This is a genomic window from Acetobacterium wieringae (assembly GCF_023700225.1).
Taxonomy (GTDB): domain Bacteria; phylum Bacillota; class Clostridia; order Eubacteriales; family Eubacteriaceae; genus Acetobacterium; species Acetobacterium wieringae.
In genome coordinates this window covers 1,902,322-1,928,588 of the sequence record NZ_CP097897.1, presented here as the reverse complement: position 1 = coordinate 1,928,588, position 26,267 = coordinate 1,902,322, and the positions used below count along the sequence as shown (strand labels likewise).

Sequence of the window (26,267 nt, the reverse complement as noted above, 5' to 3'; positions counted from 1 at the left end):
GTGGCAATATGGAATCGACACAAGCGGTTCAAGCCGGGATTCATTCCGGCTTAATTGATAAAAATAGTATCTCCTTAGAACAATACCGGCCCCGGCTCTTGATTAATGATATCACCAAGGGTCAAAAAGTATTAACCAGCTTAATTAGTGAGTTGAGTCAATGCGACGAGTTCTTTTTCTCGGTGGCCTTTATTACTGAAAGTGGGGTGGTCTCTCTTTTAAATACCCTGATCGAATTGGAAAAGAAAAATATTAAAGGGCGGATCATTGCCTCCCGCTATCTGGAATTTACCCAGCCCAAAGCCTTACGACGACTGCTGGCCTTCAAGAATATCGATTTGCGAATCGTCACCACCGGTAACCATCATACCAAAGGCTACATCTTTCGAAAAAAAGACGTTTATAGCCTGATCGTCGGCAGCAGTAATATGACCCAAAACGCTTTATCGACCAATAAAGAATGGAATTTAAAAGTAACGTCGATGGAGCAGGGTTCGTTAATCCATGAAACGTTGGCTGAATTTGATGGGTTATATCAAGCGGCTGTAACAGTCAACGCCCAATGGATTGATCAGTATGAAGAAATCTATCTCCAAAACTTAGTGAAGCAAAACCTGAAAAATCAAGAAAAAAAGCCGGAACTTTTAAATGTCGCTGATAACCAATCACACTATCACGTTGATCATCAGAATTTAGTACCGCCTTCTACAACCTGGCAACTCGAACCGATCATGCCCAACAAAATGCAGGTCAAAGCCCTGGCGGGGATTCAAAAAATTCGTCAGGACGGCGAAAATAAAGCCTTGCTCATTTCTGCAACCGGTACTGGCAAAACCTATCTGGCGGCATTTGATGTCAAAAAGATTCGGCCGCATCGCTTACTGTTTTTAGCCCATCGCGAGCAGCTATTAAACCAGGCCATTGAGAGTTTTGAGCGGGTGTTTGGCGGCCAAATCACCTGTGGCAAACTCACCGGGGGGTACCAGCAATACGGTTGCCCCTATTTGTTCTCCACGGTCCAAACCATTTCCAAAGATGAACAGCTCTATTCGTTTAAACCCCATGAATTTGATTATATTATTGTTGATGAAAGTCATCGCGCTGGGGCACACACCTATCAAAAGATTTTAAACTATTTCAAACCGCAGTTTTTACTGGGTATGACGGCGACCCCGGAAAGAACCGATGAACATAATATCTGTGCCGATTTCGATTATAACATTGCCTACGAAATCCGTTTGCAAGAAGCGATGCAAGAAGATATGCTGTGTCCCTTCCATTATTTTGGCATCTCCGAAATAACCGTTGAGGGGGTATTAATTGATGACACCACGGAATTTAAATATTTAACCTCTGATGTGCGGGCTAGAAATGTGATTGAACAAATCCAGCGTTATGGTCATGATGGCCCGCGGGTTACGGGTCTTATCTTTTGTTCAAGAAATGACGAAGCCGCGGCTTTGTCGGCTTTATTTAATCAATATGGTTTCAGAACTGTGGCTTTATCCGGAAGTGACTCAGGCGAGTACCGGGAAGAAATGATTCGGCGTCTCGAGTCAGACGGCGATGATGCCTTAGACTATATTTTTAGTGTCGATTTATTTAATGAGGGCTTAGATGTCCCCACCCTGAATCAAATCGTGATGCTGCGGCCAACCCAGTCGGCCATTATTTTTGTCCAACAGCTGGGGCGGGGCTTAAGAAAGGCGGCAAATAAAGAATTTGTGGTGATCCTCGATTTTATTGGCAACTATAAAAATAATTTTATGATCCCGATGGCGCTCTCCGATGATCGGAGTTATAACAAGGATACCATCCGCCGTTACACCGTCGAGGGGACCCGGGTGATCCCCGGCGCATCAACCATCAATTTTGATGAGATTTCCCGCAGTAAAATTTATGAGGCCATTGATCAGGTCAATTTTAGAAGTGTTAAATACCTGCGTGAAAGCTATACCAACCTCAAATACCTGTTAGGTCGAATTCCTCAATTAATCGATTTTGAAACCCACGATGCGATGGATTTAGAAGTATTATTTACGGGTAGCATCGGCTCATATCATGAATTTCTAAAACGATATGAACCTGAATATCAAATAGAATTTAATCCGATCCAGGAAGAAATGCTGACATTTATCTCAAAAAATTTGCGGTGGGCAAACGGCCCCCATGAATTATTGGTGCTAAAATATATTTTAGCGGGAAACCCTGAACCCCTCCGCCAGATGGAAAATTCGCTGATTGAAGAGTATAACATTGCGGTTAAAGCGAAAACCATCATTAATGTCAGTAATATTTTATCCAATCAATTTCAAGTAGGGGCGGCTAAAAACAGCTTTGAAAATGCCGTTTTTTTAGAAGAACAAAGGCCCTCCGCGTCTTTTTTAACACAGCTCAAAGATGATCGCTTTAAAGCCAGTTTGCAGCAATTAATCGAATATGGTTTATACCGCAATAGCAAATATTATGGCAAGCACTATCGAAAGTCGTCATTCTCCCTGTATCAAAAATATTCTTATGAGGATGTGTGTCGTTTGTTAGAGTGGGAAAAAAATGAGGTCTCTTTAAATATTGGTGGCTACAAATACGATGAAAAATCAGCGACCTATCCGGTCTTTATTAATTATCACAAAAGTGATGCAATTGAATCCTCGATTAATTATGAAGATCGTTTTATTGCACCGTCTAGTCTGATTGCCATTTCGAAGTCCGGCCGCTCAATCGCCTCGAACGACGTCCAAGTGGCCTTAAATGCTCAACAATTAGGGGTTGATGTGGAATTGTTTGTCCGAAAAAATAAGGACGATAAAACCTCAAAAGAATTTTATTATTTGGGAAAAATGTTTCCCACTGGCAAAGCCACTGAAATTGTCATGGCAGAAGCCAATAAAAAAGCCGTGGAGATTCATTATCAGCTGGATGTGCCAGTAAGAGAAGATATTTATGCATATCTTTGTGATGTGCCAGACTATGATTAGAAAAAGGGGACTAAGATGGGATTAGATATTATATTTGATGTGTGTGAAACAAAAACGTTTTATGAAAATGAAGAGTATATGAATAACGATGATTACGATGAGATCGCCTTTAATGAGCGTTGCCAAATGCGGACCATTGATTCGGTCAAAAATGATTATGAGCTGCTCGATGCACTGAGTTTGATCGCTTTTTACGATGATAAAGAAGTCGAAAACTGCCAATACACTGTTTTTTACCAAGAAGACTTAGAAAAATTAACCAGCAAGAACATTTCAGAAGATGGACGAGAAGTCATCGCGAAAGTTCTGAGTGAGGTAGATTTTGACAAAGAGACGGTGACGGTTTACCCGTGGTGGTAAGAAACCCAAAATATTAAGTTGACATCGATTATGACGACAAAGGAGGTCCGGCGCAGATTGACGCTGATTGCCTATCTTAAAAAGGCGGCTCACATCTACGCACTCCCCCAAACTGTCGCGCTAAGCCCCGAACGGGCCGGCATTTCCATGAGACCTGGCATTGGACAGGTGTGTTTTAAAAAGGAGAAGAGGATGAATCAACAGATTATCGAAATTGGTAAACGACACGTTACAGTGATGGCTGACCCAAAAGTAAAAAGTGGCCCAATCATCTACCTCCACATGGCGGGGGCGGAGCTATCCGATTTGGCCGTTAAACAAGCTGGTGAGCCGGCGGTTCTGGTGGCCATCGATGCGGTTGACTGGAACCGTGAGCTAACCCCCTGGCCGGCCAAACGGGCCTTCCGGGGTGGCGAAGATTTTGGCGGCGGGGCCGACGCCTATCTGGCGGAACTGACAGACACCATTGTCCCGGCGGTGGAAGCTGCTCTGGGTATCAGCCCGACCGTCCGGGGGTTGGCCGGGTATTCGCTGGCGGGTCTGTTTGCCCTGTATGCCGGTTATCGCAGTTCTTTGTTTACGCGCATTGCTTCAATCTCCGGCTCGTTATGGTACGATGACTTTCTCGAATTTTGTTTAAATAACCAGCCGCCTGTGGTTTTGCAGCGGGTCTATTTTTCCTTGGGTGACCGCGAAAAGATCGCCCGGAACCCACGCATGGCCCGGGTCGAGGATCACACCATAAAAATCGAACAGCGGTTGCAAAGCCTGGGTGCTGAGACGATCTTTGAGAAAAACCCTGGCAACCATTTCGACAACGCCCGCGACCGGATCGTCAGGGGGCTTTCCTGGGTTATCTAAACGCTCTGTCCCGGCAAAATGGCAGCCTGTCCTTGTCGATGTTGCTGAGTCGTTTTGAATGAAAATAGGGTTCATCAAAACAAAAGCGCAGTCTCTGATCCAGTTGGGAACCGGGATTTGTAAAAGCTGGAGCTGATGATCAATGATCGCAAAAATAATCGTCAGATAGTGGCGTTCGGATTTGTCCAGGGCAGCAATTTCAAGCGGCCCGGCGTAAAAAAATGATAAGGAGATCTGATTATGCGACGAACAATTATGGTGGTGGGGGCGGTTATCGCAATTGCGATAACGGTTTACCTGGTCAGTACGATGAACTTGTTTTCAGGCAATAACCAGGGCGGCCCAGATGGGGTTTCCCAGGCGACGGCCGACCGCTATCAGGAAAAAGAAATCCGCGACTATCAGGGGGTTCGGCTGGACCCGGCCATCGGTCCCCGGGATAATTCAATCGCCGGGATTCAAACCGTCGCCCTTGACAGCTATCAGCTAAAGCTGACCGGGCTGGTTGAGACGCCGGTCAGCTTCAGCTATGATCAGGTCCTGGCCAAAGCGCCGGAACAGCGCCTGATCACCCTCTATTGTGTCGAAGGCTGGCAGGCCACGGTGCTCTGGGAAGGGGTGCGGATCACCGATTTGCTGGCTGATGCCGGCATTAAAGACGAAGCCACCACGGTGATTTTTCACTGTGTCGATGGCTATACCACCTCGCTGCCCCTGGCCACCGTTAAAGACCAGGAGATCTTATTGGCCTATGCAGCCAATGGCGTGGTATTGCCAGCGTCAATGGGATTTCCCTTTATTGTGGTGGCCGAAGATAAACTGGGCTATAAGTGGGCCCGCTGGGTCAGTGAAATCGAACTGTCCAGTGATGAAAACTACAAAGGGTATTGGGAAAAGCGGGGCTATGACAACGACGCCACCGTGAATTAAAAAGCCTGTCAGCCCGGCCCACATTATGGTAGAATAGAACCAACTATTCAAATTTATGGAAAGCGGGTTGCAATGGAAGACCATAACACCGTCGGAACAAAAAAAATAACGCCAGTGGGGCACTTCAATGGGGCCAATTTCGGGATAAGGAACTGGAAAAAGCCTTTTATAATGCCGAAATTGCCAGGAATATCAATTATGTGTCGTTTACCATTCTCATAACCGCCATGGTTTATTTTTCGTTTATCATCCCGGAGTATTTTCTGATCACTGCGGCCGATGCTTTCAGGGCGGTCTTTATCAGTCGCAGTGTTGTGCTGGCCGCCATGCTTGTTTTGTATTTCAAAGTCAGGCGGGTCACCCGCTATGAATCGCTGATCTATTGGTTTACCGGACTGGAAATCTTGATTGCCATGTCGTTTATTTATATCTCCAACCAAATTCCCAACCCGAATATCCTGATTCAGGCCTTTGGCGTGATGATTATTATTCTGGCTGTTTTTTTGATCAATAACCGGTGGCTTTTTTCTATTTTTACAGCGCTGTTTGTCAGCATCGGCTATTTCGTCTTTGTCAGCGTCAGTTTTACCGCAATCAATCGGTCTGATTTTCTGGCTGCGATCATTCACATCGTGATCGTCATTGTGCTAAGCAGTATTTCGTCCTACAGTGTCAATTATTATAAACGAATCCAATATCTGCATACCATTGAATTGATAAAAATGGCCGAAACCGATGCCTTGACCGGGATCGATAACAAAGCCAAATTTAATCAGGAATATGCCCGACTGGCGAACAGTATCGCCGACACCGACCGGAATCTGGCCGTGATCATGTTTGATATTGACGATTTTAAAGCCATCAACGACCGTTTTGGGCATCTGATCGGCGATCAGGTTTTGCAGGAACTGACCGGGATCGTCCGGCGCAATCTCAATCAAAGCGATCTTTTTGCCAGATGGGGTGGGGAAGAGTTTGTCATCATTCTCCCGGACAGCCAGCGCGAGGCGGCGATGGTAGTGGCTTGGCGGCTCCAGAAGATTATCGCCGAACACCGCTTCGAAACCGCCGGCCAGGTTACCTGCAGTTTCGGGGTGGCGGCCTTTAAAAATGGCGATAATCTGGATACGGTTTTGCACCGGGTCGATGAACGCTTGTATCTGGCGAAAAAGCTGGGCAAAAACCGGGTCGAATAGTCCCGGTTCGGCCATCGCTGATGGCTACCTGTAAGATGGATAGGTACCTGACCGCAACTTATCAACATATTGCAAAAAACGAATTAAGTCAGCTAATATAATAGCTAATTATTGACAAAAACACTCGTATCAGCTAATATATTAACTATGAATATAGAATTTTTAACTCAAAAAACACCCCTCGAAATCGGTATATTAATTGCCCGGCGAATTCGCAGCATCCGTAAACGGCAGAAGCTGTCACAGGAAAGACTGAGTGAAAAATCAGGGGTCAGCCTGGGTTCGCTGAAACGGTTTGAACGCAGTGGGGAAATCTCATTATTATCCCTGACAAAAATCGCTATTGCCTTAAACTGTGAAGATGAACTGATTAACTTATTTGCGGAGCAACCTTTTTTATCCATCCAGGAGGTAATCGATGAACAGGATTAAAAAACTGACGGTTCGGTATCATGATCGGCCTGTGGGGGTCATGGCACTTTACCAGAATCGGCAGGTAGCTTTCGAATATACCAAAGAATGGTTGTCTGATGGCTTTTCGATCAGCCCATTTTCACTGCCACTGGTGCAGCGTGTCTTTATTCCCAAGGTTGATCCCTTTGAAGGCTTATTTGGAGTGTTTGCGGATAGTCTTCCGGATGGCTGGGGGCGGTTGCTGGTTGATCGGTTGTTATTAAAAAATCATATCAATCCCTTTGAAATCAGTAGTCTGGATCGTTTGGCCATCGTTGGTTCATCGGGGATGGGCGCATTGACCTATGAACCGGTTCATCACTTTGATTTATCGAATCCGGCCGTTGATCTTGATGAAATTGCAGCTGAGTGTGCAAAGATGCTCATAACGGACGATTCGGATAATCTGGATGATCTCTTCAGTCTTGGCGGTTCTTCCGGCGGGGCCAGACCGAAGATCTTAACAAAGATCAATGATATCGATTGGATCATCAAATTTCCTTCATCAGAAGATATAAAAAGCATTGGGGTCCAGGAATATCGATATTCTTTGTGTGCCAGAGAATGCGGTATTGAGATGGAGGAAACAAAGCTCTTTACCTCAAATACTGGTCCGGGATATTTTGGCACCCAAAGATTTGACCGAAAACAGGACGAACAGGGTAAGAAAAAACGGATTCATATGCTTTCAGTAAGTGGGATGCTGGAAACTTCCCATCGTATCCCCAATTTGGATTACAACATTCTGATGAAATTGACGCTGGAATTGACAAAAGATTTTTCTGAGGTTGAAAAGATGTATCGGCTGATGTGTTTCAATGTTTTTGCCCATAATCGCGATGATCATTCGAAGAACTTCACGTTTCTTTATGATGAAAAAAAACAGGGCTGGATTCTTTCACCCGCTTATGATTTAACGGATAGTGTTTCGATTGGCGGCGAACATGCCACCTGCGTTAATGGCAACGGTAAAAATCCAGGGTTTAGCGATATTTTGGAAGTCGCCAGGAAAATTGGGATCAAGGATCAAAAAGCAAAAGATATTGCCACAGCCATAAAAGATATCGTTGCCGCTTACCACTTGTGTGACAAAAACAGATGAGTCAGTGATGCTCCGGCAACGGTCAGCATTGATCCCGAACAGATTTACCAGCGATTTGAAAAAATCCTGGGCTTTTGAAGGCTGACGGTGCCTGCCATCAATTTATACATGATTCCGGCCACGATGACCCATGAACTGGCACATCAGTGTGGTTTTATGTATGAAGATGAGGATAATTTCATCGCCTATCTGGCCTGCCGGCAGCAGGACGATCCCATAATTCTGACAGTGCCTGACGACAACTTATTAACCTAAGTCAGCACAGCATTTTGGTGGGTAAGTTGATTTAGATCTTGAGGGTTTGACTAGTGAACCAGCAATTTAAAATAATACTGATAATAACCGGCGTTCTGGGTATAATTGGCTTATGGAGTGAGGGCAAATGAAAAAAGAACTACAAATACCTGAAGATAAAAAAATCATTAATACAAAAGAACTACAAAAACTGGGATTTAGCTACTACAAAATTAATAAATTTGTTGAAGAAGGTAAGCTCAACAGGTTGAATAAAAGTAACTATGAAAATTGCAATTTCAACGGCGAAGTTTCAGATTTAATCTATGTTTATGCTTATGCGCCAACTGGTGTTATTTGCCTGATGAGCGCCGCGGTATATTATGGTTTGTCCAATTATCGGCCGGATTCAATTGATGTTGCCTTACCGAGGGGAAAAAACATCACAACTTTACCAGACTGGCCAACATTCAATTTATATTACTTCCAGAAAGAACGTTATGAAACTGGAATTCTTGAGCAATGGACAGGAGAAAATAGATTTAAGATTTATGACATTGAAAAAACGGTGGTAGATATTATTTATTACCGTAACAAGATAGGGATTGAAGAAACTAAAGAAATATTGACCAAATATTTAAAAAAAGAAGATCGCAACATCAATAAACTATATCGTTATGCCGAACGTTTAAAGTGTAGTGATGTTTTAAAAACCTATCTGGAGGTGCTGATTTGATAAATGCAGAATCCATAATATCTTATCCAATCAATTTCAGGTTGGGGCGGCCAGAAACAGCTTTGAAAATGCCGTTTTTTTAGAAGACCAACGCCCAGCCGCTTCGTTTTATGAACAACTAAAGGATGACCGCTTTAAAACCGGTCTGATGGAATTAGTTGAGTATGGTTTATATCGCAATGCTAAATATTATGGCAAGCCCTATCGAAAATCGTCATTCTCCCTGTATCAAAAGTATTCTTATGAAGATGTGTGTCGTTTGTTAGAGTGGGAAAAAGGCGGCCTTTAAAAATGGCGATAATCTGGATACGGTTTTGCACCGGGTCGATGAACGCTTGTATCTGGCGAAATAGCTGGGCAAAAACCGGGTCGAATAGCCCCGGTTCGGCTATCGATGATGGCTACCTGGATGAGCTCTGCACCGAAGGTCGGGATGCTGATGACTAAACCCGTTTCAGACCATCCGGGTCAAGATAAACCTGTCGGGCCCGGAAGGGGCCGGGGACGGTGTACTGGAGCTTGACCTTGTCAAAGTCACTGAGGTGACGCGAGTGGAAGTAGGGTTCATCAAAACAAAAAGCGCGGTCTCTGATCCAGTTGGGAACCGGGATTTGTAAAAGCTGGAGCTGATGGTCAATGATCGCAAAAATAATCGTCAGATAGTGGCGTTCGGATTTGTCCAGGGCGGCGATATCAAGTGGCACGGATAGACTCTCCAGAAAAGCCGGGTCTTTTGATAACAGCAGCTCCAGCAGTTGGTTGAGGCTGGTGTCCAGATCGGGATAGTTGTACAAATTTTTCAGATACTTATTGCCAATCATAACCGAGATCCTCCCCCAGATGTTTTATAAAATTGATTTGTCGTTCCCCCAGCAGCCGCAGCGGGACAAAAACTTTAATGGTCGCCAGCAGCGCTGCCTTGGTGGTGATGTTCAAGGTTTTACACAGCAGCGCCGCATCAGTAAAATCTTTGGCCGGTTCCGGTCGGGCAGCCAGAACTTTCATGGCCAGCAGTTGTTCGGCTTTGGGCTTTAGGATTTTCAGGTTGGAATAGGTTTTGAAGGTTTCCAGTTCTTCGGCGATAATCGACTTTAGCGGTTCTTTAATTTCATCATTGATCCAGCCATCAGAAAGGTCAAAAACAAACTGGGTATTCTTCAGGATATGTTCCAGCAGTTTGTCATTGGCCAAGCTGAACACGCAGTCGATATCTTTGGTGGCCGGGCGATTATCAAACACCATGGTCATAATACATCCACCGTAAATGGTCAGTTCCAGCTGCATCGCATTTTCCTTAAGCTGCTGGTTCAGGTAGTCGAATATTTCCAGCAGTTTGCTTTTATCCAGCAGTCCGATATTAGGGTGAGCATCCATCGTATTACCTCCAAGACAAGCGGAGTCCGCTTTTAGTGATAATATTATACCATACGTTATGGCCAAAAACCCTTGATAATGAAAATGGATATTGAGATATTAACTAGTCAATCTTAAACTATATCAAAGGGGGGCATCATGAAAAAATTTTTATCGCTGCGATGGCTCGTTATCTTACCGGGAGTGGTGGCCTATCTGCTTAATCAATATGCCCAATATCATCCAAACTGGGCGGAACAATACAGCCGGACAGCATATCCGATAGTATCAAATGCCGTGGGTTTTTTACCTTCGTTGGTAAAATTTTCGGTCAGTGAATGGCTGGCGGTCGCGGTTTTATTATTTTTGCCAGTATACCTTGGTTATTATCTGCACCAGGTTATCATCAGTAAAGGTGACCGGGGGATGGCCGTTTATCGTGCTAGCTTGGGCATCGTTGCGATGGCCAGCGTGATCTATTTTTGTTTTACTTTCTTGGGGGGCTTGAATTATTATCGGGATTCTTTCTTAGCCTATACCCCATATCATGAGGAGACCTACAGCGAGGAGGAACTGGTGAAACTGTGTCAATCACTTGCCGATGAAATGGGACAGACAAGAGAAAAAATCGATGAAAATCATGACCTGATGCTAAATGCTCCCGATGATTTTTTTTATTATGCACAACAATCGGTGTTGTCGATGCAGCTGTTGGCAAAGCAGTATCCGATTTTGGAGCGGTCGTTATACTCAACACCAAAACCAGTGGTCATGTCAAAACTGATGTCGCGGGCCGGGATAATGGGTATTTTTATCCCGTTTACGCTGGAATCGGATATTAATGCGGATCTGCCAGTTTCGATGATACCGGCCACGATGACCCATGAACTGGCCCATCAGTGTGGTTTTATGTATGAAGATGAGGCGAATTTCATCTCCTATCTGGCCTGCCGGCAGCAGGACGATCCCATGATCCGTTATAGTGGACTTTTTCAGGCCTTTGATTATTCCATCTCGGCGCTTGCAAAAGTTGATGAACAAAAGGCCCTGGCGATTATCTCCAGTCTGCCCGAGCAAGTGCGGCAGGATATGATAGAGCGCGATCAGTATTGGTCTAAATATGAGGGTATCGTTTCAGATGTTTCAAATAATGTTAATGATGCCTATCTGAAGGCGAATAACCAGACCGATGGGGTGAGCAGCTATCATAAAATGGTCAATCTGTTGCTGGCAGAACAGCGCTATAAATGGGTCAATGACTATGATCCTTCCCCAGATATTTTATAAGATTAAAAGGAGATGCAATGAACTTTACAACCTTTTATTTTAGCGGCACCGGCAACACCCGCTGGGCTGTCCGGGAATTTGCCAGAATCGTCGGGGAAAAAGGCCATCAGGCCGATGTGGTATCCATCGATATCCAGATCAGCCTCACAGATGTAGAGCTCCGGGGGATGATCGCCCAAGCCGATGCCATCGGTTTTGCCAACCCCATCTACGGTGGCGACATTCCCCCGATCATGCGGGCCTTTATAAGCCGGGTGGTGGGCTTGGTCGGGCCGCAGAAAATGGCCAAAAGCGCCTATGCCATCAACACCTATGGTTATGTCAACGCTTTTGGCCCCACCGAGATGCAAAAGCTGCTGGCCGGATCGGGGCTGACCCTGTCGGCCTATGTCAATATTCGGCTTTGCAATAATGTCACCAGCAGCAAACCGCTGGACCGGGCCAAGCTGGCTAAGCGGATGGTAAAGGATCAAAAGGAACTGGAGCGCCTGGTCGATTGCCTGATGGCCGGTCGCAAGCGGATCAAAGGCCATGGGCCGCAACTGATGATCGGGGCGATGATCCGCAAAAATCCCCGAGGCGATTGCCGAATTTTATCAGACCCTCGGTGTCGATGGCGCCAGCTGTACCCGCTGCCTGGTCTGTGTCAACAATTGTCCCACTGCCAGCATTCAGCTTAAGGGCAACCGGTTTTTTTTTTCATCCGGCTGCACGGCCTGCATGCGCTGCTATAATTTTTGCCCCACCGGCGCCATCACCATCGACGGCGTCCGTTCCGATCCCAACAAATTCCCCCGCTATCAGGGCCCGGAGGCCTAAACTTTAGGTGATGCGGCCCGCCAGCGACGGCGCTGCATTTTGGTTTTTGTCCGCCATCGTAATCACCCGCCCTGTTACCTGAAACGATAGAAACCACCAAACCGGGGTATATACGTTTAAAGAAGAATCGAAATCAAACTATCTTTTGGGAGAAAGAGGGGAAACGATGAAACAGCATGACCAGAACTTTTTGTTAAAACGGATTACCAAAAAGAAAAACACCGGGGCTCAGGCCGCGACGATGACCCCCAAAGTCAAAAAAGGCTGGCGCCGACGGCCAGCCGAAGCAGACTATCTGGAGATGATGGTGGAGTACAATTCCGAGGCGATGGCGCTGCTGCTTAAAACTACAGCGGGCTGGGTCTATTGCCATAACAACTGGGAGCACGAAAAACTAACCGGTTACAGCCAGAAAGCGATTCGCAATCAGCCTTTAAAAACCGTCCTCGGGGAAGCCTATTTTAAGGTCTACGAAAAAAATGCCGACGATTGCCTAAAAAGCGGAAAAACCATTCTCTTTAAGGCCAAGGCCTGCTGGAATGGGCAAATCAGAGAGCGGATGTGCCGGATGACCCCGGTTTCCGGTGCTACCCAGGACTATATTGTGGTGACAGAGCTAAATACCACAGTGATTAAGGACTGGATGGCAAAAAACCATCTGGCCACGACCCGCTTTGATGCGATGTTTCAGACCCACACCGCCACGATGCTGCTGATTGAACCGGTGTCCGGGCGGATTGTCGAGGCCAACCCGGCGGCCCTGGCCTTTTACGGCTATAGCCTGGAGGAGATCACGGCCATGACCATTGACCAGATCAACACCCTGTCTAAGGCGGCGGTTGATGCGCTACGCCACCAGGCGTTAGCGGGGCAGCAGCGGTACTTTTTATTTCCCCATCGGCTTAAAAACGGCGAAATCCGGATGGTCGATGTCCATTCCAGTCCGCTGGAGCTTGACGGTCAGCCCTATCTCTTTTCGGTGATCACCGACGCCACCGAACGGGAACAGAACGCGGTACCGCCCTTTATCAGGAAAAGGAGCGTTACAAAACCACCATGGAGGCCATCCATGACGGGGTCATAACCACCGATGCCAAAGGCAGCATCAGCACTCTCAATCCGGCGGCTGAGCAGGCCTGCGGCTGGCAAAGCATAGAGGTGCTGGGTAAACCCTTTGAGGCGATTTTTCGGATCTGTCATGAATATACAAGAGAGCCCCTGACCGGGCTTGTGGCCGGGGTGCTGGCAGACGGCCAGAGCATCGAAATCACCGCGCCAACCGTGCTGTTTAAAAAGGATGGCGTGATGATTCCCATCGAAACCAGCATCGCCCCGATCCGCAGCCAAAACGGCAGCATCGGTGGGGTGGTCATGGTCTTTCGGGATATTACCCTGTCCCGGGAAAAGAAACGCCGCATTGAATATTTAAGCTATCACGATGAGCTCACCGGCCTTTACAATCGGCGCTTTTATGAGCAGTATTTCAGCCAGAAAGAGATCAAACTGATCCATCCGATGGCTTTTGTGATGGGCGATGTCAATGGCCTGAAGATGACCAACGACGTCTTTGGTCATACCATCGGCGATCTGCTGCTTAAGGATATTGCCAGGACCCTTAAGCGCACCGCCGGTGCCCGCCATCAGGTGATCCGCTGGGGTGGCGATGAATTCATGATTGTGATGCCTGGCTCGGACTTAAAGGATGCCGAAGTGCTGGTCAGACAGATTAAGGAGCAGCTGAAGGACATCTGCATAAACGGCACCATTGAAGCCAGTGTCTCGTTTGGGATGGCGCTCAAACAAAGCCGGGATGATGAACCCGGGCCGGTCCTTAAAAAAGCCGAGGAAATGATGTATCAGATCAAGCTGCTCGAAAGCAAAAGCATGCGGGGCACCACCATCAACGCCCTGCTGGCCGCCCTCGATGAAAAACGGTCCGAAACCAAGGCCCATACCCTGCGCCTGTCCGATCACGTCATGAAGCTGGCCGAGCGGCTTAGCCTGAACGTTGAAGCCAAAAACCGCCTGATTCTGTTGACGATGCTCCATGATATCGGCAAAGTGGGGATTCCCGATCACATCCTTGGCAAGCCCGGCCGCCTCACCGAGGAAGAATGGCAGATCATGCAGACCCATTCGGAAATCGGCTACCGGATCGCCGCCAATGTGCCGGAGCTCCATGTTGTCACAGAGGAAATCCTCCACCATCATGAAAAATGGGACGGGTCTGGCTATCCTTCGGGGCTTAGTGGTGAGAAGATCCCGCTTAACAGCCGGATTCTGGCTATTGTCGATGCCTATGACGTGATGACCCATGATCAGGTTTACCAGCTCGCGCGGTCTCACGAAGACGCCATCCGGGAATTACGTGCTCAGTCCGGCAGCCAGTTTGACCCCCGGCTGGTCGACCGTTTTATTGACCAGGTATCCCACTGGTGATGACTCGGCGGATCGACAATAATGATGGCTTTTTGGTGACGTTTTAACTGTAAATGTCAAATTAAAAGTCTGTTCATTAACCGCACAAATCAGTTATAATAAGACCAGAACACACACGGGCGTAAAGGGGGAACTTATGTCTAAAACTTCTAAGTTACTTATTGTGATACTCTGTATTGTGATAACCGGTGCCGTTGCTCAATATGTGGCAATAAATAGAGAAAATAATGAAAATATCAAAATTGACAGTGCCGAATCTGGACAAAGTGCGGCGGGTAGGCCCTTTAAGGTTGGCATTGTGTTATCGATTGGTGGTTTGGGCGACAAATCATATAACGACTTAGCCTATGAAGGTACCCGACTGGCTCAGGAAAAACTGGGAATCGAATTTAGTTATACAGAACCGGCCACCTCGATTGAAACTGAAATCGAGTATGGGGCCCATCATTTAAGACAGTATGCCAAGGAAGACTATGACCTGGTCATCGCCACGGGTTTTTTATTTAAAGATGCCTGTGAAAAAGTTGCCCAGGAATATCCGGATGTGCAGTTTGTCATTATTGATTCCGTTGTCGCAGCCCCCAATGTCACCTCCCTGACTTTTAAGACCAATGAGGGTTCGTTTCTGGTCGGCGCAGTGGCTGGCATGGTGACCAAAACCAATACCATCGGCTATATCGGGGCTCAGGATACGGAGATCTTTCAGGAATTTCGAAATGGCTATGAACAGGGTGCCGTTTATGTGAATCCCGAGGTTTCGATTGCTTCAAGAATTGTGGGTGGTGATAACCCTTTTGCGGTTCCCAACCGTGGCTATGAACTGGCCAATGAGCTGATCGCCCAGCAAGCGGATGTGGTCTATACCGTGGCGGGGGCAACCGGGATCGGGGCGATTGAAGCCTGTAAGGAAAAAGGCATCTATGCAATTGGTGTTGACAGTGATCAGGATTATATTGCCAAGGGGACGGTCATTACGAGTATGATGAAAAAAATTGATACCGCTGTGTACACGGCGATCGAGTTGGCAATGAAAGGGGAACTGAAATCAGGAATACTGGAATTTAATATTGCCAATGGCGGAATTGACACCAGTCCGTTTACCCATACCCGAGATCAATTACCGGCTGATGCATTAGCAAAACTTGATCAAATCAAGAAGGACATCATCAGCGGGAAAATTAAACTGAATTGATTGGAAATTGCGGAACTGGGCGCAAAGCTCACGGCAGTTTTGCAATTACCTGAATTAAATGAATGCCAAGGAGACGGCTATGGGAAAAATTTCATTTAGAAAAGCAATCATGATCGTGAGCTTTGCGGTTTTTCTGATGTTCTCACTGTTTATGTTTTTTTATTTTGAAAAAATTTCTTATCAGGACATCAAAGAACGGCTGATTTCCGAAAACAGTTATTCGGCCCAATCGGCGAAGCAATTATTGGATGCTGAAAAAGACAGCATGGCCAAAGATGCCCGGTTTGTGGTCAATTACCCGACAACACATTTTGCCTTTGTTAACGGGAAATATATCGCTTTTAATGATGAGAGCGCGTTTAATTTAAGCAACCCGGAATTTGAAGCGATGAGCCCCTTTAACTACAAAGAATTATCGTTTCAATTAAGCAGAATCCTTGGTAAGACCTTATATGCAGCGAGTAGTTCGGTCAAAAATGTCGCATTTTTTGATGGCAACGCCAATCCCCTGGCGGATGTACCGGGTATTGAAGACAGTTTTATGGATACCGGCAAAGAGAACTACATCCAGTACATGATCAGCGCCGATAACAAATTTTCAAGCATTGAGCCCTTCGGCGTCATCGCTTTAAAAGAAGGAAGATTATTCTTAAAAGGGGTTGACCGGATCTATTCGGGTGAACCCAAGGGCGTGACCGTGGTCACAGAAGCATTAGGGGACCCCATTCTGGAACAGATTAAAAATTCAGTAAATAAGGAAATCGTCATCTGGGCCGAAGATGGGGTGATGTTATCGACCATCCCGATTGACAAAAATGCGTTCGGGAATCGTCTCGACACCGCTGAACGTGGGGAAATTCTATTTACAACGGTAACAACCGATAACCGGGAAATGGGTTTTTCCTTCCACCCCGTTGAAGATTTCGATGGCAATATAATTGCTTATATCGGTACCGGTTTTGATATGAATACCGTTAATGATATTTTTATCAATAACCTGATTCGGTTTATTCCGGTGATTGTGATTTTTTCACTGGTGCTTTTTTTAATCCTTTATTCGGTGTTGCGACAATTATTTAAACCGCTCAATGAGATCATTGGCATTACTGAGGAAATCAGTAAAGGAAATTATAAAATCACATATCCCCCGAACAATATTATTGAATTCTCAAAAATACTTGAGAGTATCGGAAAAATGTCTGATGCCATCGAAATCAGGGAGAAAGAACTGGTCTTACTTTCGAGTATCGATAAACTCACCCAGATCTATAATCGGCAAAAAACGGAAGAAATCCTCGGCCTGGAAATTCAAAAAGTAAATCAGACGAGCCATCCGCTGGCAATTATCATGCTGGACATTGATAGCTTTAAGGCGGTAAATGATACCTATGGTCATAAAGTCGGCGATATGGTGCTGGAAGAATTTGTGACTGTTTTAAAGAAGAAGATCCGGCCAACCGACTTCATCGGGCGATGGGGTGGGGAGGAATTCTTGATTATCTGTCCCGAAACAAATCTTGACGGTGCAAAAACACTTGCGAATGGGTTAAGGAAAGCCCTTGAAGCACACTCATTTCCGATTGTGGTGCGCAAGACAGCAAGTTTTGGGATTGCGGAATATATTCCGGAAGAAGCGGTTAATGCCGTCATGAAGCGGGCGGATGATGCGTTGTATCTAGCCAAAAAACGGGGCCGGAATCGAGTCGAGGGCGGGCCGGACAGTAATTGATAAAAACGGGCCGGGAGCGGCCGTCCCACCCGCATACACTTGTCGTTGATCCCAAATCGGGTCATTTTTATGAAGGTCAAAAACAGGAGGATCAATAATGTTAGTTTATGCAAGTACCGCCATTACGATGGCACTGGTGTTCTATTCGATTGGGGTCTGGAGCGAGAAGCTTCAGGGCCAGCTAAAAGTGTGGCATCTGGTCGTGTTTTATCTTGGACTGGTGTGTGATACCATCGGAACCATGCTGATGGGCGAACTGGCTGGCGGGGTCACGCTGTTGAGCTTTCATGGTATCACCGGCCTGCTGGCGATTCTGCTGATGCTCTTTCATGCCGTTTGGGCCACGGTGGTGCTGGTCAGGAATGATCAGAAAGCCCGGGCCAATTTTCATAAACTCAGTCTGATCGTCTGGCTGATCTGGCTGATTCCTTTTGTTTCCGGGGCGATCTTTGGGGTGGCCTTTTAACTGCGCTTTTAGATAAAGCACTGTTAATTGACCCGGCTGATCGGGTATCATGATTTCGATTGACTAAAGGAGTACCCACCATGAAACAAAACCTGCGCATTTATCTTATTGCTGCCTTCGGTTGGACCTGGTTCTGCTGGATCGGAGCCTATCTGATCAGCCTGACCAGCGGCTATAGCTTGCTTACCGGGGGCACCCTTTTTGATCTGCTGGCGTTAGTCCCGGCGGACAAAGGCTGGTTGCCGCAACTGCTGTTTGCGGTGGGGGTCTATGGCCCGTTAATCGGCTTCCTGCTGGTGGGCCGGGGTGAACAGAAACCAATCAGTAAACCTGCGGCGAAACGGTTTGCTGTCTTGGCGGTGCTGCTGCCTCTGATGATCGGCATTCCCACGGTGGTCGTCAGCTTGATACTGGGCTATTTTAACCCCGGTGAGGCAACCCCCGGAGCACTGCTGGGTCTGATTGGGCTGTACTTTATTTCTAATTTTCTAACCAGTGGTACCGAGGAGTTGGGCTGGCGGGGCTTCTTATTTCCCTATCTGCGCCAGAAAGCGGCCGGTTTCTGGCTGGCCACCTGGAAGGGCGGGATCATCTGGGCGGTCTGGCACTATCCGCTGATGGTGATCCTCTACCTCGGTCAGGGCCCCTGGGTGCTGTTGCCAACCCTGGTCGGTTTCACTGCCGGAATCGTGGCGATGAACTATATCACCAATTTCATATACGTGAAAACCCAGTCACTGCCACTGGTGATGGGGTTCCACGCCCTGAACAACACCGTCAATTTTGCGATCATGCTGGTTTTTCCGGGAACACCGTTACTGTTTTTGACCAGCCTGACGGCCTGGGCGGTGGTGGCGTATCTTGATAAAAAACAGCCTCTGGCCTGAGCGCCGCAGGCAGCGCCAATGAGTGGGATCAGACCAACCTGTCCGGTAGCGGAAGGGCCTGAGATGGTATCGGAATATCGGCTTGACAAGCGGGGCATTTTTGTGAAGGGTGAAAAACGGATGCAACAAAAATAGCCGGGTGACCGGCTTCAGACAGCAACATAAGATAACTCAGTACCGACAAGAACAGGCCGCAGCGATGTGCTGCGGCCTGTTTTTTAGGCCCTTAATTTTCGTCAATATCAAAGAAGCCCAGCCCATCCAGGGCGGCAATGGACTTATGCAGATAGATTTCGTTGGTCAGCGGCCAGCGGTGGCCGATCCGGTAGAGCACTTCGGTGGTAAAGTGGTTTTCGGGGTCAATCGGGTAGATGTGATTAACGGTATCACTGTTTAAATAGACAATCAGCCCGGAAATCGCCGGGGCCACCTCGGCATCGGCCATTCCGGCCCGCAGGGCGGCGTCAAAGTCGGCATCAGAGACCACCTTAATGGCAAAGCCGTAGGCGTTCATTTCGGCCAGTACATCAGCCATATAGACGGTGTGGTTATTGTAGGGGTGAAACACCGTCAGGTCGCGGTTGGTCTGGGACAGCCTTAAAATCGCCTGGGCGGTCAGATCAATCGGTGAAAACTCAACCGCCTGACTCAGCCCCCCGACGGGGAAGCATTTTAGAATCTTATAGCCCTTGAGCCCCCGCATAAAGCCGTTGTGGAGGAAGTTGATCTGGAACTCGCCGTCGCTGTTGCGGCTCATCAGATTGCCGACCCGCATGATCTTACCGCGCAGGCCGTCCTTGGCGATGGCCGAAAGTACCGCCCGCTCAGCCAGAAACTTGGAGTGGACATAGGCGTTTTCAAGGCTCTGGGAAAAGTAGAGCTCGTTTTCGTTAATCCGTTTCTCCCGGGGAGGGGCGCCATTGATGCCTTCGCCGGCGATGCTGACGGTAGAAACCTGAATCAGCTGCTTGCCGGTTTTCAGGCACAGTGCCACCAGGTTTTCTACCCCCTCGACATTGATTTTCTCAAGCGTATCATCGGCCACAAAATGCTTAACACAGGCGGCGCAGTTAATCACCGTATCGGCCGCTACATCAGATAGCGCCATCACACTATCTAAATTGGTGATATCGCCCTCAACACAGAAGATCCGGCTGCCAAAAAGCTCGGCATAATCGCGGTCAAAATAGTAGACCAGCATCGTTTCAATCCGTTGCTGTAACGACCGGGCCTTGCCCTGACGGATAAAGCAGGTGACGCTGCCGTCATAATGGTCCAGGAATTCCTTTAGGATATGGGCCCCCAGAAAGCCGGTGGCACCGGTTAAAATAATGTCACCCAGCGGGCTGGTGTTAAGGCCGGGGAGACTGTCGGGCGTATTGGCCGCCAGCACTTGCGCCAGCGCCGGGTAGTCAAAGTTTTTAATGCGGTCATTGGGGTCAATTGCTGCGGCGACGTGTTTTTCAACAAAGGCCGCCAATTGCTTGACCGTTTTGTACTCGAACAGGTCAGCGTAGGCCAGCGGGATCTGCAGGCTCAGGCACTTCATCGCCACCTTGGTGGCCGAGATTGAGGTGCCGCCGATGGCAAAGAAATCGTCCAGCACCGAGACGGTTTCCAGTCCCAGGGTGGTGGCGAAAATTTCGGCCAGTTGTTTTTCCAGCGCCGTTTCCGGGGCCAGATAGTCGGCGGTCTTAATCCCGGTTTCCGGCTGGGGCAGGGCTTTTTTATCGACTTTGCCGCCGGGGGTCAGCGGCATCGTGTCAAGCAGGACATAAAAGGTCGGAATCATGTATTCGGGCAGCTGCGAAAGCAGCAGATGGTGCCAGACCTTGGGGTCAAGCGCTTCTTCCGGCCCGGTATAGTAACCGATAATGTACTGGTTGCCGCTTTGCTCAAGCACCGTCACGGCAGTTTCCTTGATGCCCGGGTGGGCCAGCATCGCCCCTTCAATTTCTGACAGCTCAATCCGATAGCCCCGGATCTTAACCTGGGAATCGATCCGGCCGATGTACTCAATCAGGCCGTCGCCCCGGCGCCTTACCATATCGCCGGTGCGGTAGAGTACCCCATCATCAGGGCCGCTGGCAAAGGGACTGGGGACAAAGGCGGCAGCGGTTTTTTCGGGCAGGTTGTGATAGCCCTGGGCAATCTGGCGACCGGCATGGCAGAGTTCGCCGGGCATCCCGATCGGCACCGGCACAAGCTGGTCATCGACCACATAAGAGCGGACGTTGATTAGTGACTTGCCAATCGGAATATTGCGGTATTCCTGATCGACATTAAAGAAGGTGGTCTCCACCGTGCTTTCGGTGGGGCCATAGGCATTGACAACGGTATAGGGCCGGTCGTAATAATGCTTAAGCTTTTCGCCACCGACGATGATATGGGTCAGGCTACAGTCACCAGTCAGGCTGTCAATGATGATTTCGCCCATCTGGGTCGGGAAGATGGCCACGTTGATGGCCTCATCTTTTAGAATCTGACAGACCTTGACGGCATCCTTGCGGTCGTCTTCGGCAAACAGATAGACCAGGGCACCGTTTGCCAGATAGGGGAAGATCCCCAAGACCGAGGCATCAAAGCAGAAGCTCGAATACTGGGCGCAGCGGGTCTGCTCACTGACCTGCTGATTGATGGTTTCGTTCATGATCAGATTGCTGAGGTTGGCGTGATCAATCATTACCCCCTTGGGCTTGCCGGTGGAGCCGGAGGTGTAGATCATATAGGCCAGATCGCTGCCGGTGGGTTTGGCGGTCTGCCAGCTTTTATCAGCCGGCAAAAAACCGCTGGCGGTGACGGCATCCAGACTGACTAGCCTGTTCGGGAAAAAGCGGGTCAGGTGCTGGTAGTCATCGACATAAAGCAAAATATCGGCCGCTGAGTCGGAAAGCATATAGCGCAGCCGGTCTTCCGGGTACTCGGGGTCAAGCGGCACATAGGCGGCGCCAGCCTTCATGGTGGCAATGACACCAATTAAAAATTCCCGAGTGCGGCCCGACAGGACGCCGACAAAGTCACCTTTTTTGACCCCGGCGCCAAGCAGCTGCACCGCCAGCGCATCCGAAGCGGCGTCAAGCTGGGCATAGCTGATGCTGCCCTTGCGGTCGGCAATAGCTGTTTGCTCGGGATATTGGGCGTACCGCATCCGTAAACAGATCGACAAAGGTGTGGCCGTAAAAACGGGGGTCATTGACCATCTCCCGCGGCTCATCAAAGAGCAGCCTTATCTGATTGAGATCGTCCGTGGTCAGAACCTGTTTTGCGGCCAGTGCCAGATTGGCTAGCAGGGCATCCATCGAGCTGTCCTCGTAGCGGTTACTCTCAAAGGTGGCCCGGAAATAGTAGCGGCCCTCCCGGATTGAGACTTCCACCGAAATGGCGGCAATGACCCCTTCGCTCATCACCTCCAGGGCTTCGGTGGGGAGACCGGCCAGGGTCTCAAACTCAAAGTTATCGCCCTGATAAACAAACATCGCTTCGGCTGAGATGCCAAAGGCCCGGCTGATTTGTGCAAAGGAATAGAGATCGTGATCCATACTGTCGATAAGCTGATTTTTGGTGGCGGTAAACAGCGCACTGGCCGGGGCATCGAGCCAGCAGGTAACCGGCAGGGTTTTAACGAACATCCCCATCGACCGGGCCGTCCGGGAATCGCTGCGGCCATTGTAGATGGTCGTAAAGACGCTGTGGTTTTTATTCGTGTAGCGGCCCAGCAGGTAACCAAACAGACCGACAAAAAAGGCGTTGGGGGTGATCTTCCGGGCTTCGCAGTAGTGCTCGACGGCAGAGACTGTAAGCTGATCAGGGATCAGGCTGACAATCCCAAGGGTTTTTTCGCTCTCGCTTTTGTCCGGGCCGGGTAAAAAATGGGTGTCGCAGCCGTAAAACAGGTCGGCAAAATAAGCCTCGGCCTGGGCGTACTCGGCGCTGGCCAGGCGTATTTGTTCGTCCCGGGCGGCGTCAAAAGAGCTGTAGCTTTCCGGCTCCACCGGCTGCCCGGCGTAGGCCCGGTTAATGTCTTCAATTAAAATCACCAGCGAAGTGCCATCGCAGATGCTGTGGTGGATGTCGATAAAGAAGTAGTTGCCGTCTCTGGTCGCAAACAATGAGGCGTTAAAGAGTCGGCCATCAATCAGTTTAAAGGGGGTGACCAGCTTGTCGCGATCCAGATAATCCCGAATCCGCAGGGTAAAGGGGGCCTCATCCCTGCGGCGCTGCATGATTTCGCCATCATCATCCATAAAGAAGCGGGTTTTGAGGTAGGCGTGGGCCGAAATGGCCGTTTCAACGGCAGCTTTAAACCGCGGCAGGTTGACATCGGGATGGAGCTTAAACAAAAAGGGAATATGATACAGCAGCTCATCGGGTTTGGCCATCGATTCGACAAACAAGCCCAGCTGGGTCTGGGTCAGCGGATAGGCCGTCAGTTTGGGGGCATCGTTATCCGGGGTCGTGGCTGCGGCGGCAGTCAGGAAGGTTTCCAGTTTGGCAACCGTGTTATGTTCTTTCAGATCCCGGTTCCGCACCGCTACCCCAAAGATCTGGGACAGCCGCACATTTAAGGTCACGGTGCCAATTGAAGTCAGCCCGGCTTCCTGCAAGTCAGTGGCAATGCCAAACTGATCGTGGCCGAGAATTTTGGCAACGCAGTCAAAGATCTGTTTCTGGGTGGGGTTTTGCGGTGGGGTCAAATCAGTCTGCTGTTTAACCGGCAGCGGCAGCGCCTTTTTATTGACCTTCAGGTTCTGGTTAAGCGGAATGGCCTCTAACTGCATCGTTACCGCCGGGACCATATAGGGGGGCTTCTCGGCTTCGATAAAGGCGTTTAATGCAGCGACATCAACCGGCATCTCGGCCACCACATAGGCGACAATATACTTGACGCCGCTGGGGTCATCATAGGCCACCACGGTGGCATCGGTAATACCGGGGAACTGGCGGATCACCGCCTCAATTTCGGTCAGTTCGACCCGGAAACCGCGGATCTTGATCTGAGCATCCCGGCGGCCGACAAACTCGATGTTGCCGTCACTCAGATAGCGGACAATGTCGCCGGTATAATAGATCCGGTCATCAGGGGCGACATCACAAAAGGGGTTGACCCCAAAGGCAGCGGCAGTGGCCTCGGGGCGGTTTAAGTAGCCCCGGCCGACATGCATCCCGGCAATACAGAGCTCCCCGGGGACGCCGATGGGCAGCTTTCGTTTATAGCGGTCAACCACGTAGGTTTTGACGTTATCGAGGGCCTTGCCAATCGGGATGTTGTCATAGTCGCCATCAACCAGAAAACTGGTGGCAATGACGGCGGTTTCGGTGGGGCCGTAGAGGTTGTGGAAATGATAATGGGGCGGGTGGATGGTGGCCAGCTTTTCGCCCCCGGTCGACAGGTGTTTAAGTGAATGATTAGTAATGGTGTCGGCAAACTGGCGGCCCACCTGGGTGGTCATAAAGATGTGGCTGACACCATTGGCTTCAAAATAGTCGTTTAGCCTTAGCAGATCAAGACGGATTTCATCGGCGATGATGTGCAGGGTGCCGCCCACGGTTAAGACCGGATAGGTGTCCATCATATTGGCATCAAAACCAAAGCTGGCATAGGCGGCCACCCGGGCGGTCTCGTCCAGATCATAGTAGCGGTTGTACCAGTGGCAGAAACAGACCAGGTTGCGGTGCTCCAGCATCACGCCCTTGGGCACCCCGGTGGAGCCGGAGGTGTAGAGCATCACCATCAGATCCTCAGGCGCAGGGTCACTCAGCACCACAGTGCTGTCTGGCAGATCCTTAATGTCTTTGGTCAGGATCAGCTGACCGCTGTAGTCAGGGATCAGTCCCAGCAGCGCTTCATCGGCAATCAGTAGTCGGGCGCTGGTGTCGCCAATCATAAAGCTCAGCCGCTCGCTGGGGTAGGAGGGATCAAGCGGCTGATAGGCTGCCCCGGCCTTAAGCACGCCAATGGAGGCAATTGTCATCAGCTCGCTTTTGGGCAGCAGAATCGGGATAATATCTTCCCGGCCGATGCCAAAGCTTTTGATGTGTTTGGCCAGTCGGTCGGTGACAGCGTCGAGCTCACGATAGGTAAGTTTGACCTCCTGATAGACCAGGGCAATATTGTCCGGGGTTTTTAAGGCCTGGTTTTTTAACATCGAGACCATCGTCAGGCTGGTGTCGTAGGGCACGGTCGTGCGGTTAAAGGCCTCACAGCGCAGCGTATCGGCCGCAGAAATCAGGGTGATCGCCGAGAGTGTTGGAGCCGTCAGCAAGCCCTCAATGGTGCGCTCAAACAGATCGGCAAAGCTGAGGATGGTTTCTTCTTTGTAAAGATCAGCCCGGTAGTGGAGGCGCAAAAAAAAGCTGTCGCCCTTTGGCGCAAGCACGGCAGCCAGATGGGCGTGGCCAAGATCAAGCGGCTGTTCCGGGTTTTCATTAAAGACAAAACGCAGATCAGAGCTTAAACTAAGCTCCCGGGCCAGCTGCGAAAAAGCGCAGCCACTATGGCGGCGGGTTTCTAAGAAGCTCGTCTGAACAGTCTTAAGGTAGTCATTAATTGATGCGTCTTCATCGATTTTAAGATACATAGGCAAAATGCCATCGGCGTTATCACTTGGGCAAAATACAAAAACACTTTCGTCCTGGCCGCTAAACTTGGCCAGGGTGAAGGCAAAGGCCGTCAAAAAAAGTACCGGGGCGGTGATTCCAGCGGCAGTCAGCCGGGTATTGATTATCGCCGGGGCAAAGCGGCGGGAAAAATCGCTGCCCACCCAGGCCTCGGGGACGGTCGTGCGGCTTAAGTTTTCGGGAAAATCATAAATCGGCTTGGAATCAATTTCCAGTCCGCTAAAAATGCCGGTGAAATAGCGAAGACTCTCATCCGCGGCAGCTGCGCTGGTGGCGGAAACGTTTGCGGTTTGCTGGGCTTGTTTGTCGTTAAGATCATTCATGGGGCAATTATTCCTTCCTGGATGCAAAATTTTATGAGAACCAGCAAAAATGATGGTGCTTTGCTGAGATCGTAGTTTTTTCTATTGTTATTATATCATAACATTTGTTTGGCGAGACTATTTTTTAGATTGAGCACCCGAAGCATTATTAAAAACCCCGGCGGAAAGAGACAGGCTTGTTGATTAAAAGTCTGTTCAGGGGTGGGCTATTATGGTAAAATAGAAAAAAGTTTAGTTAAAGTAGTAAAAAAAGCGAAATACATGGGACAAAACAACAAAAATGCATCGACAGCCGCAGTTTGTT

24 protein-coding genes are annotated in these 26,267 nt (G+C 48.9%); 20 read left to right on the top strand and 4 right to left on the bottom strand.

The features are described from left to right. Positions 1-8 precede the first annotated feature (8 nt). From CHL1_RS09445 to CHL1_RS09400, 11 genes are all read left to right on the top strand, one after another. Positions 9-2,978, top strand: a complete 2,970-nt coding sequence (locus CHL1_RS09445; protein ID WP_250932531.1) for a DEAD/DEAH box helicase — start codon at positions 9-11, stop codon at positions 2,976-2,978. 15 nt (positions 2,979-2,993) lie between these two features. Next, a complete protein-coding gene (locus CHL1_RS09440; protein WP_250932529.1) occupies positions 2,994-3,338 on the top strand; it encodes a hypothetical protein in 345 nt (114 codons plus the stop codon). A 192-nt stretch (positions 3,339-3,530) separates the two neighbouring features. Next, the gene (locus CHL1_RS09435; RefSeq protein ID WP_250932527.1) at positions 3,531-4,199 is read left to right on the top strand and encodes an alpha/beta hydrolase; all 669 of its coding nucleotides are present in this window, start codon (positions 3,531-3,533) and stop codon (positions 4,197-4,199) included. 240 nt (positions 4,200-4,439) lie between these two features. Beyond that, the gene (locus tag CHL1_RS09430; protein ID WP_250932525.1) at positions 4,440-5,129 is read left to right on the top strand and encodes a molybdopterin-dependent oxidoreductase; all 690 of its coding nucleotides are present in this window, start codon (positions 4,440-4,442) and stop codon (positions 5,127-5,129) included. Positions 5,130-5,329: 200 nt separating this feature from the next. Next, the gene (locus tag CHL1_RS09425; protein WP_250932523.1) at positions 5,330-6,325 is read left to right on the top strand and encodes a GGDEF domain-containing protein; all 996 of its coding nucleotides are present in this window, start codon (positions 5,330-5,332) and stop codon (positions 6,323-6,325) included. A gap of 147 nt (positions 6,326-6,472) precedes the next feature. Continuing rightward, positions 6,473-6,757 carry a helix-turn-helix domain-containing protein gene (locus tag CHL1_RS09420; protein WP_070372307.1) on the top strand — a complete coding sequence of 95 codons (285 nt, stop codon included), beginning with the start codon at positions 6,473-6,475 and terminating at the stop codon, positions 6,755-6,757. After that, positions 6,744-7,880 carry a type II toxin-antitoxin system HipA family toxin gene (locus CHL1_RS09415; protein WP_070372306.1) on the top strand — a complete coding sequence of 379 codons (1,137 nt, stop codon included), beginning with the start codon at positions 6,744-6,746 and terminating at the stop codon, positions 7,878-7,880. Before CHL1_RS09420 ends, CHL1_RS09415 begins: the two co-directional genes overlap by 14 nt. Before the next feature lie 87 nt (positions 7,881-7,967). Beyond that, positions 7,968-8,135, top strand: coding sequence for a DUF3810 family protein (locus CHL1_RS18505; RefSeq protein WP_084633741.1), 168 nt, complete (start codon positions 7,968-7,970; stop codon positions 8,133-8,135). 127 nt (positions 8,136-8,262) lie between these two features. After that, a complete protein-coding gene (locus CHL1_RS09405) occupies positions 8,263-8,850 on the top strand; it encodes a type IV toxin-antitoxin system AbiEi family antitoxin domain-containing protein (protein WP_250932521.1) in 588 nt (195 codons plus the stop codon). Between the two features lie 10 nt (positions 8,851-8,860). Then, on the top strand, positions 8,861-9,139 hold the full coding sequence (locus CHL1_RS18500) for a DUF8090 domain-containing protein (RefSeq protein WP_420840496.1): 279 nt from the start codon (positions 8,861-8,863) through the stop codon (positions 9,137-9,139). Positions 9,140-9,141: 2 nt separating this feature from the next. Further along, on the top strand, positions 9,142-9,297 hold the full coding sequence (locus tag CHL1_RS09400) for a hypothetical protein (protein ID WP_175440958.1): 156 nt from the start codon (positions 9,142-9,144) through the stop codon (positions 9,295-9,297). On the opposite strand, the gene CHL1_RS09395 is transcribed toward CHL1_RS09400, so the two are convergent. Together CHL1_RS09395 and CHL1_RS09390 are read right to left on the bottom strand one after the other, a co-directional pair. After that, positions 9,294-9,671 (bottom strand): hypothetical protein, encoded by a 378-nt coding sequence (locus CHL1_RS09395; RefSeq protein ID WP_148637843.1) that lies wholly within the window; start codon positions 9,669-9,671, stop codon positions 9,294-9,296. The genes CHL1_RS09400 and CHL1_RS09395 overlap by 4 nt on opposite strands. Further along, a complete protein-coding gene (locus CHL1_RS09390) occupies positions 9,658-10,224 on the bottom strand; it encodes a DUF6036 family nucleotidyltransferase (protein ID WP_250932519.1) in 567 nt (188 codons plus the stop codon). Before CHL1_RS09390 ends, CHL1_RS09395 begins: the two co-directional genes overlap by 14 nt. Before the next feature lie 138 nt (positions 10,225-10,362). Here CHL1_RS09390 and CHL1_RS09385 point away from each other — a divergent pair, with 138 nt between their 5' ends. From CHL1_RS09385 to CHL1_RS09350, 9 genes are all read left to right on the top strand, one after another. After that, on the top strand, positions 10,363-11,490 hold the full coding sequence (locus CHL1_RS09385) for a DUF3810 domain-containing protein (protein WP_250932517.1): 1,128 nt from the start codon (positions 10,363-10,365) through the stop codon (positions 11,488-11,490). Between the two features lie 17 nt (positions 11,491-11,507). Then, a complete protein-coding gene (locus CHL1_RS09380; protein WP_250932515.1) occupies positions 11,508-12,170 on the top strand; it encodes a hypothetical protein in 663 nt (220 codons plus the stop codon). After that, positions 12,061-12,309 (top strand): 4Fe-4S binding protein, encoded by a 249-nt coding sequence (locus CHL1_RS18420; RefSeq protein WP_338078313.1) that lies wholly within the window; start codon positions 12,061-12,063, stop codon positions 12,307-12,309. Before CHL1_RS09380 ends, CHL1_RS18420 begins: the two co-directional genes overlap by 110 nt. 166 nt (positions 12,310-12,475) lie before the next feature. Beyond that, a complete protein-coding gene (locus CHL1_RS09375) occupies positions 12,476-13,393 on the top strand; it encodes a PAS domain-containing protein (protein WP_250932513.1) in 918 nt (305 codons plus the stop codon). Beyond that, a complete protein-coding gene (locus CHL1_RS09370; RefSeq protein ID WP_250932511.1) occupies positions 13,366-14,748 on the top strand; it encodes a sensor domain-containing diguanylate cyclase/phosphohydrolase in 1,383 nt (460 codons plus the stop codon). The genes CHL1_RS09375 and CHL1_RS09370 overlap by 28 nt, the downstream gene beginning before the upstream one ends. A 136-nt stretch (positions 14,749-14,884) precedes the next feature. Further along, entirely contained in the window at positions 14,885-15,940 is a 1,056-nt protein-coding gene (locus CHL1_RS09365) for a BMP family lipoprotein (RefSeq protein ID WP_250932509.1), read from the top strand. A gap of 79 nt (positions 15,941-16,019) precedes the next feature. Then, positions 16,020-17,669, top strand: a complete 1,650-nt coding sequence (locus CHL1_RS09360; protein WP_250932507.1) for a sensor domain-containing diguanylate cyclase — start codon at positions 16,020-16,022, stop codon at positions 17,667-17,669. A gap of 97 nt (positions 17,670-17,766) precedes the next feature. Further along, complete coding sequence (locus CHL1_RS09355) at positions 17,767-18,135, top strand: HsmA family protein (RefSeq protein WP_148637837.1); 369 nt, start codon at positions 17,767-17,769, stop codon at positions 18,133-18,135. Between the two features lie 80 nt (positions 18,136-18,215). Continuing rightward, a complete protein-coding gene (locus CHL1_RS09350) occupies positions 18,216-19,022 on the top strand; it encodes a CPBP family intramembrane glutamic endopeptidase (RefSeq protein WP_250932505.1) in 807 nt (268 codons plus the stop codon). A gap of 226 nt (positions 19,023-19,248) precedes the next feature. On the opposite strand, the gene CHL1_RS09345 is transcribed toward CHL1_RS09350, so the two are convergent. Next, on the bottom strand, positions 19,249-22,215 hold the full coding sequence (locus CHL1_RS09345) for an amino acid adenylation domain-containing protein (protein ID WP_250932503.1): 2,967 nt from the start codon (positions 22,213-22,215) through the stop codon (positions 19,249-19,251). Beyond that, positions 22,097-25,963 (bottom strand): non-ribosomal peptide synthetase, encoded by a 3,867-nt coding sequence (locus CHL1_RS09340; RefSeq protein WP_250932501.1) that lies wholly within the window; start codon positions 25,961-25,963, stop codon positions 22,097-22,099. Before CHL1_RS09340 ends, CHL1_RS09345 begins: the two co-directional genes overlap by 119 nt. Positions 25,964-26,267 lie beyond the last annotated feature (304 nt).

Coding starts and splice junctions, on each gene's coding strand:
- CHL1_RS09445 (WP_250932531.1), top strand. CDS start 9: ATGGAATCGACACAAGCGGTTCAAGCCGGGATTCATTCCGGCTTAATT.
- CHL1_RS09440 (WP_250932529.1), top strand. CDS start 2,994: ATGGGATTAGATATTATATTTGATGTGTGTGAAACAAAAACGTTTTAT.
- CHL1_RS09435 (WP_250932527.1), top strand. CDS start 3,531: ATGAATCAACAGATTATCGAAATTGGTAAACGACACGTTACAGTGATG.
- CHL1_RS09430 (WP_250932525.1), top strand. CDS start 4,440: ATGCGACGAACAATTATGGTGGTGGGGGCGGTTATCGCAATTGCGATA.
- CHL1_RS09420 (WP_070372307.1), top strand. CDS start 6,473: ATGAATATAGAATTTTTAACTCAAAAAACACCCCTCGAAATCGGTATA.
- CHL1_RS09415 (WP_070372306.1), top strand. CDS start 6,744: ATGAACAGGATTAAAAAACTGACGGTTCGGTATCATGATCGGCCTGTG.
- CHL1_RS09405 (WP_250932521.1), top strand. CDS start 8,263: ATGAAAAAAGAACTACAAATACCTGAAGATAAAAAAATCATTAATACA.
- CHL1_RS09400 (WP_175440958.1), top strand. CDS start 9,142: ATGGCGATAATCTGGATACGGTTTTGCACCGGGTCGATGAACGCTTGT.
- CHL1_RS09395 (WP_148637843.1), bottom strand. CDS start 9,671: ATGATTGGCAATAAGTATCTGAAAAATTTGTACAACTATCCCGATCTG.
- CHL1_RS09390 (WP_250932519.1), bottom strand. CDS start 10,224: ATGGATGCTCACCCTAATATCGGACTGCTGGATAAAAGCAAACTGCTG.
- CHL1_RS09385 (WP_250932517.1), top strand. CDS start 10,363: ATGAAAAAATTTTTATCGCTGCGATGGCTCGTTATCTTACCGGGAGTG.
- CHL1_RS09380 (WP_250932515.1), top strand. CDS start 11,508: ATGAACTTTACAACCTTTTATTTTAGCGGCACCGGCAACACCCGCTGG.
- CHL1_RS09375 (WP_250932513.1), top strand. CDS start 12,476: ATGAAACAGCATGACCAGAACTTTTTGTTAAAACGGATTACCAAAAAG.
- CHL1_RS09370 (WP_250932511.1), top strand. CDS start 13,366: ATGGAGGCCATCCATGACGGGGTCATAACCACCGATGCCAAAGGCAGC.
- CHL1_RS09365 (WP_250932509.1), top strand. CDS start 14,885: ATGTCTAAAACTTCTAAGTTACTTATTGTGATACTCTGTATTGTGATA.
- CHL1_RS09360 (WP_250932507.1), top strand. CDS start 16,020: ATGGGAAAAATTTCATTTAGAAAAGCAATCATGATCGTGAGCTTTGCG.
- CHL1_RS09355 (WP_148637837.1), top strand. CDS start 17,767: ATGTTAGTTTATGCAAGTACCGCCATTACGATGGCACTGGTGTTCTAT.
- CHL1_RS09350 (WP_250932505.1), top strand. CDS start 18,216: ATGAAACAAAACCTGCGCATTTATCTTATTGCTGCCTTCGGTTGGACC.
- CHL1_RS09345 (WP_250932503.1), bottom strand. CDS start 22,215: ATGACCCCCGTTTTTACGGCCACACCTTTGTCGATCTGTTTACGGATG.
- CHL1_RS09340 (WP_250932501.1), bottom strand. CDS start 25,963: ATGAATGATCTTAACGACAAACAAGCCCAGCAAACCGCAAACGTTTCC.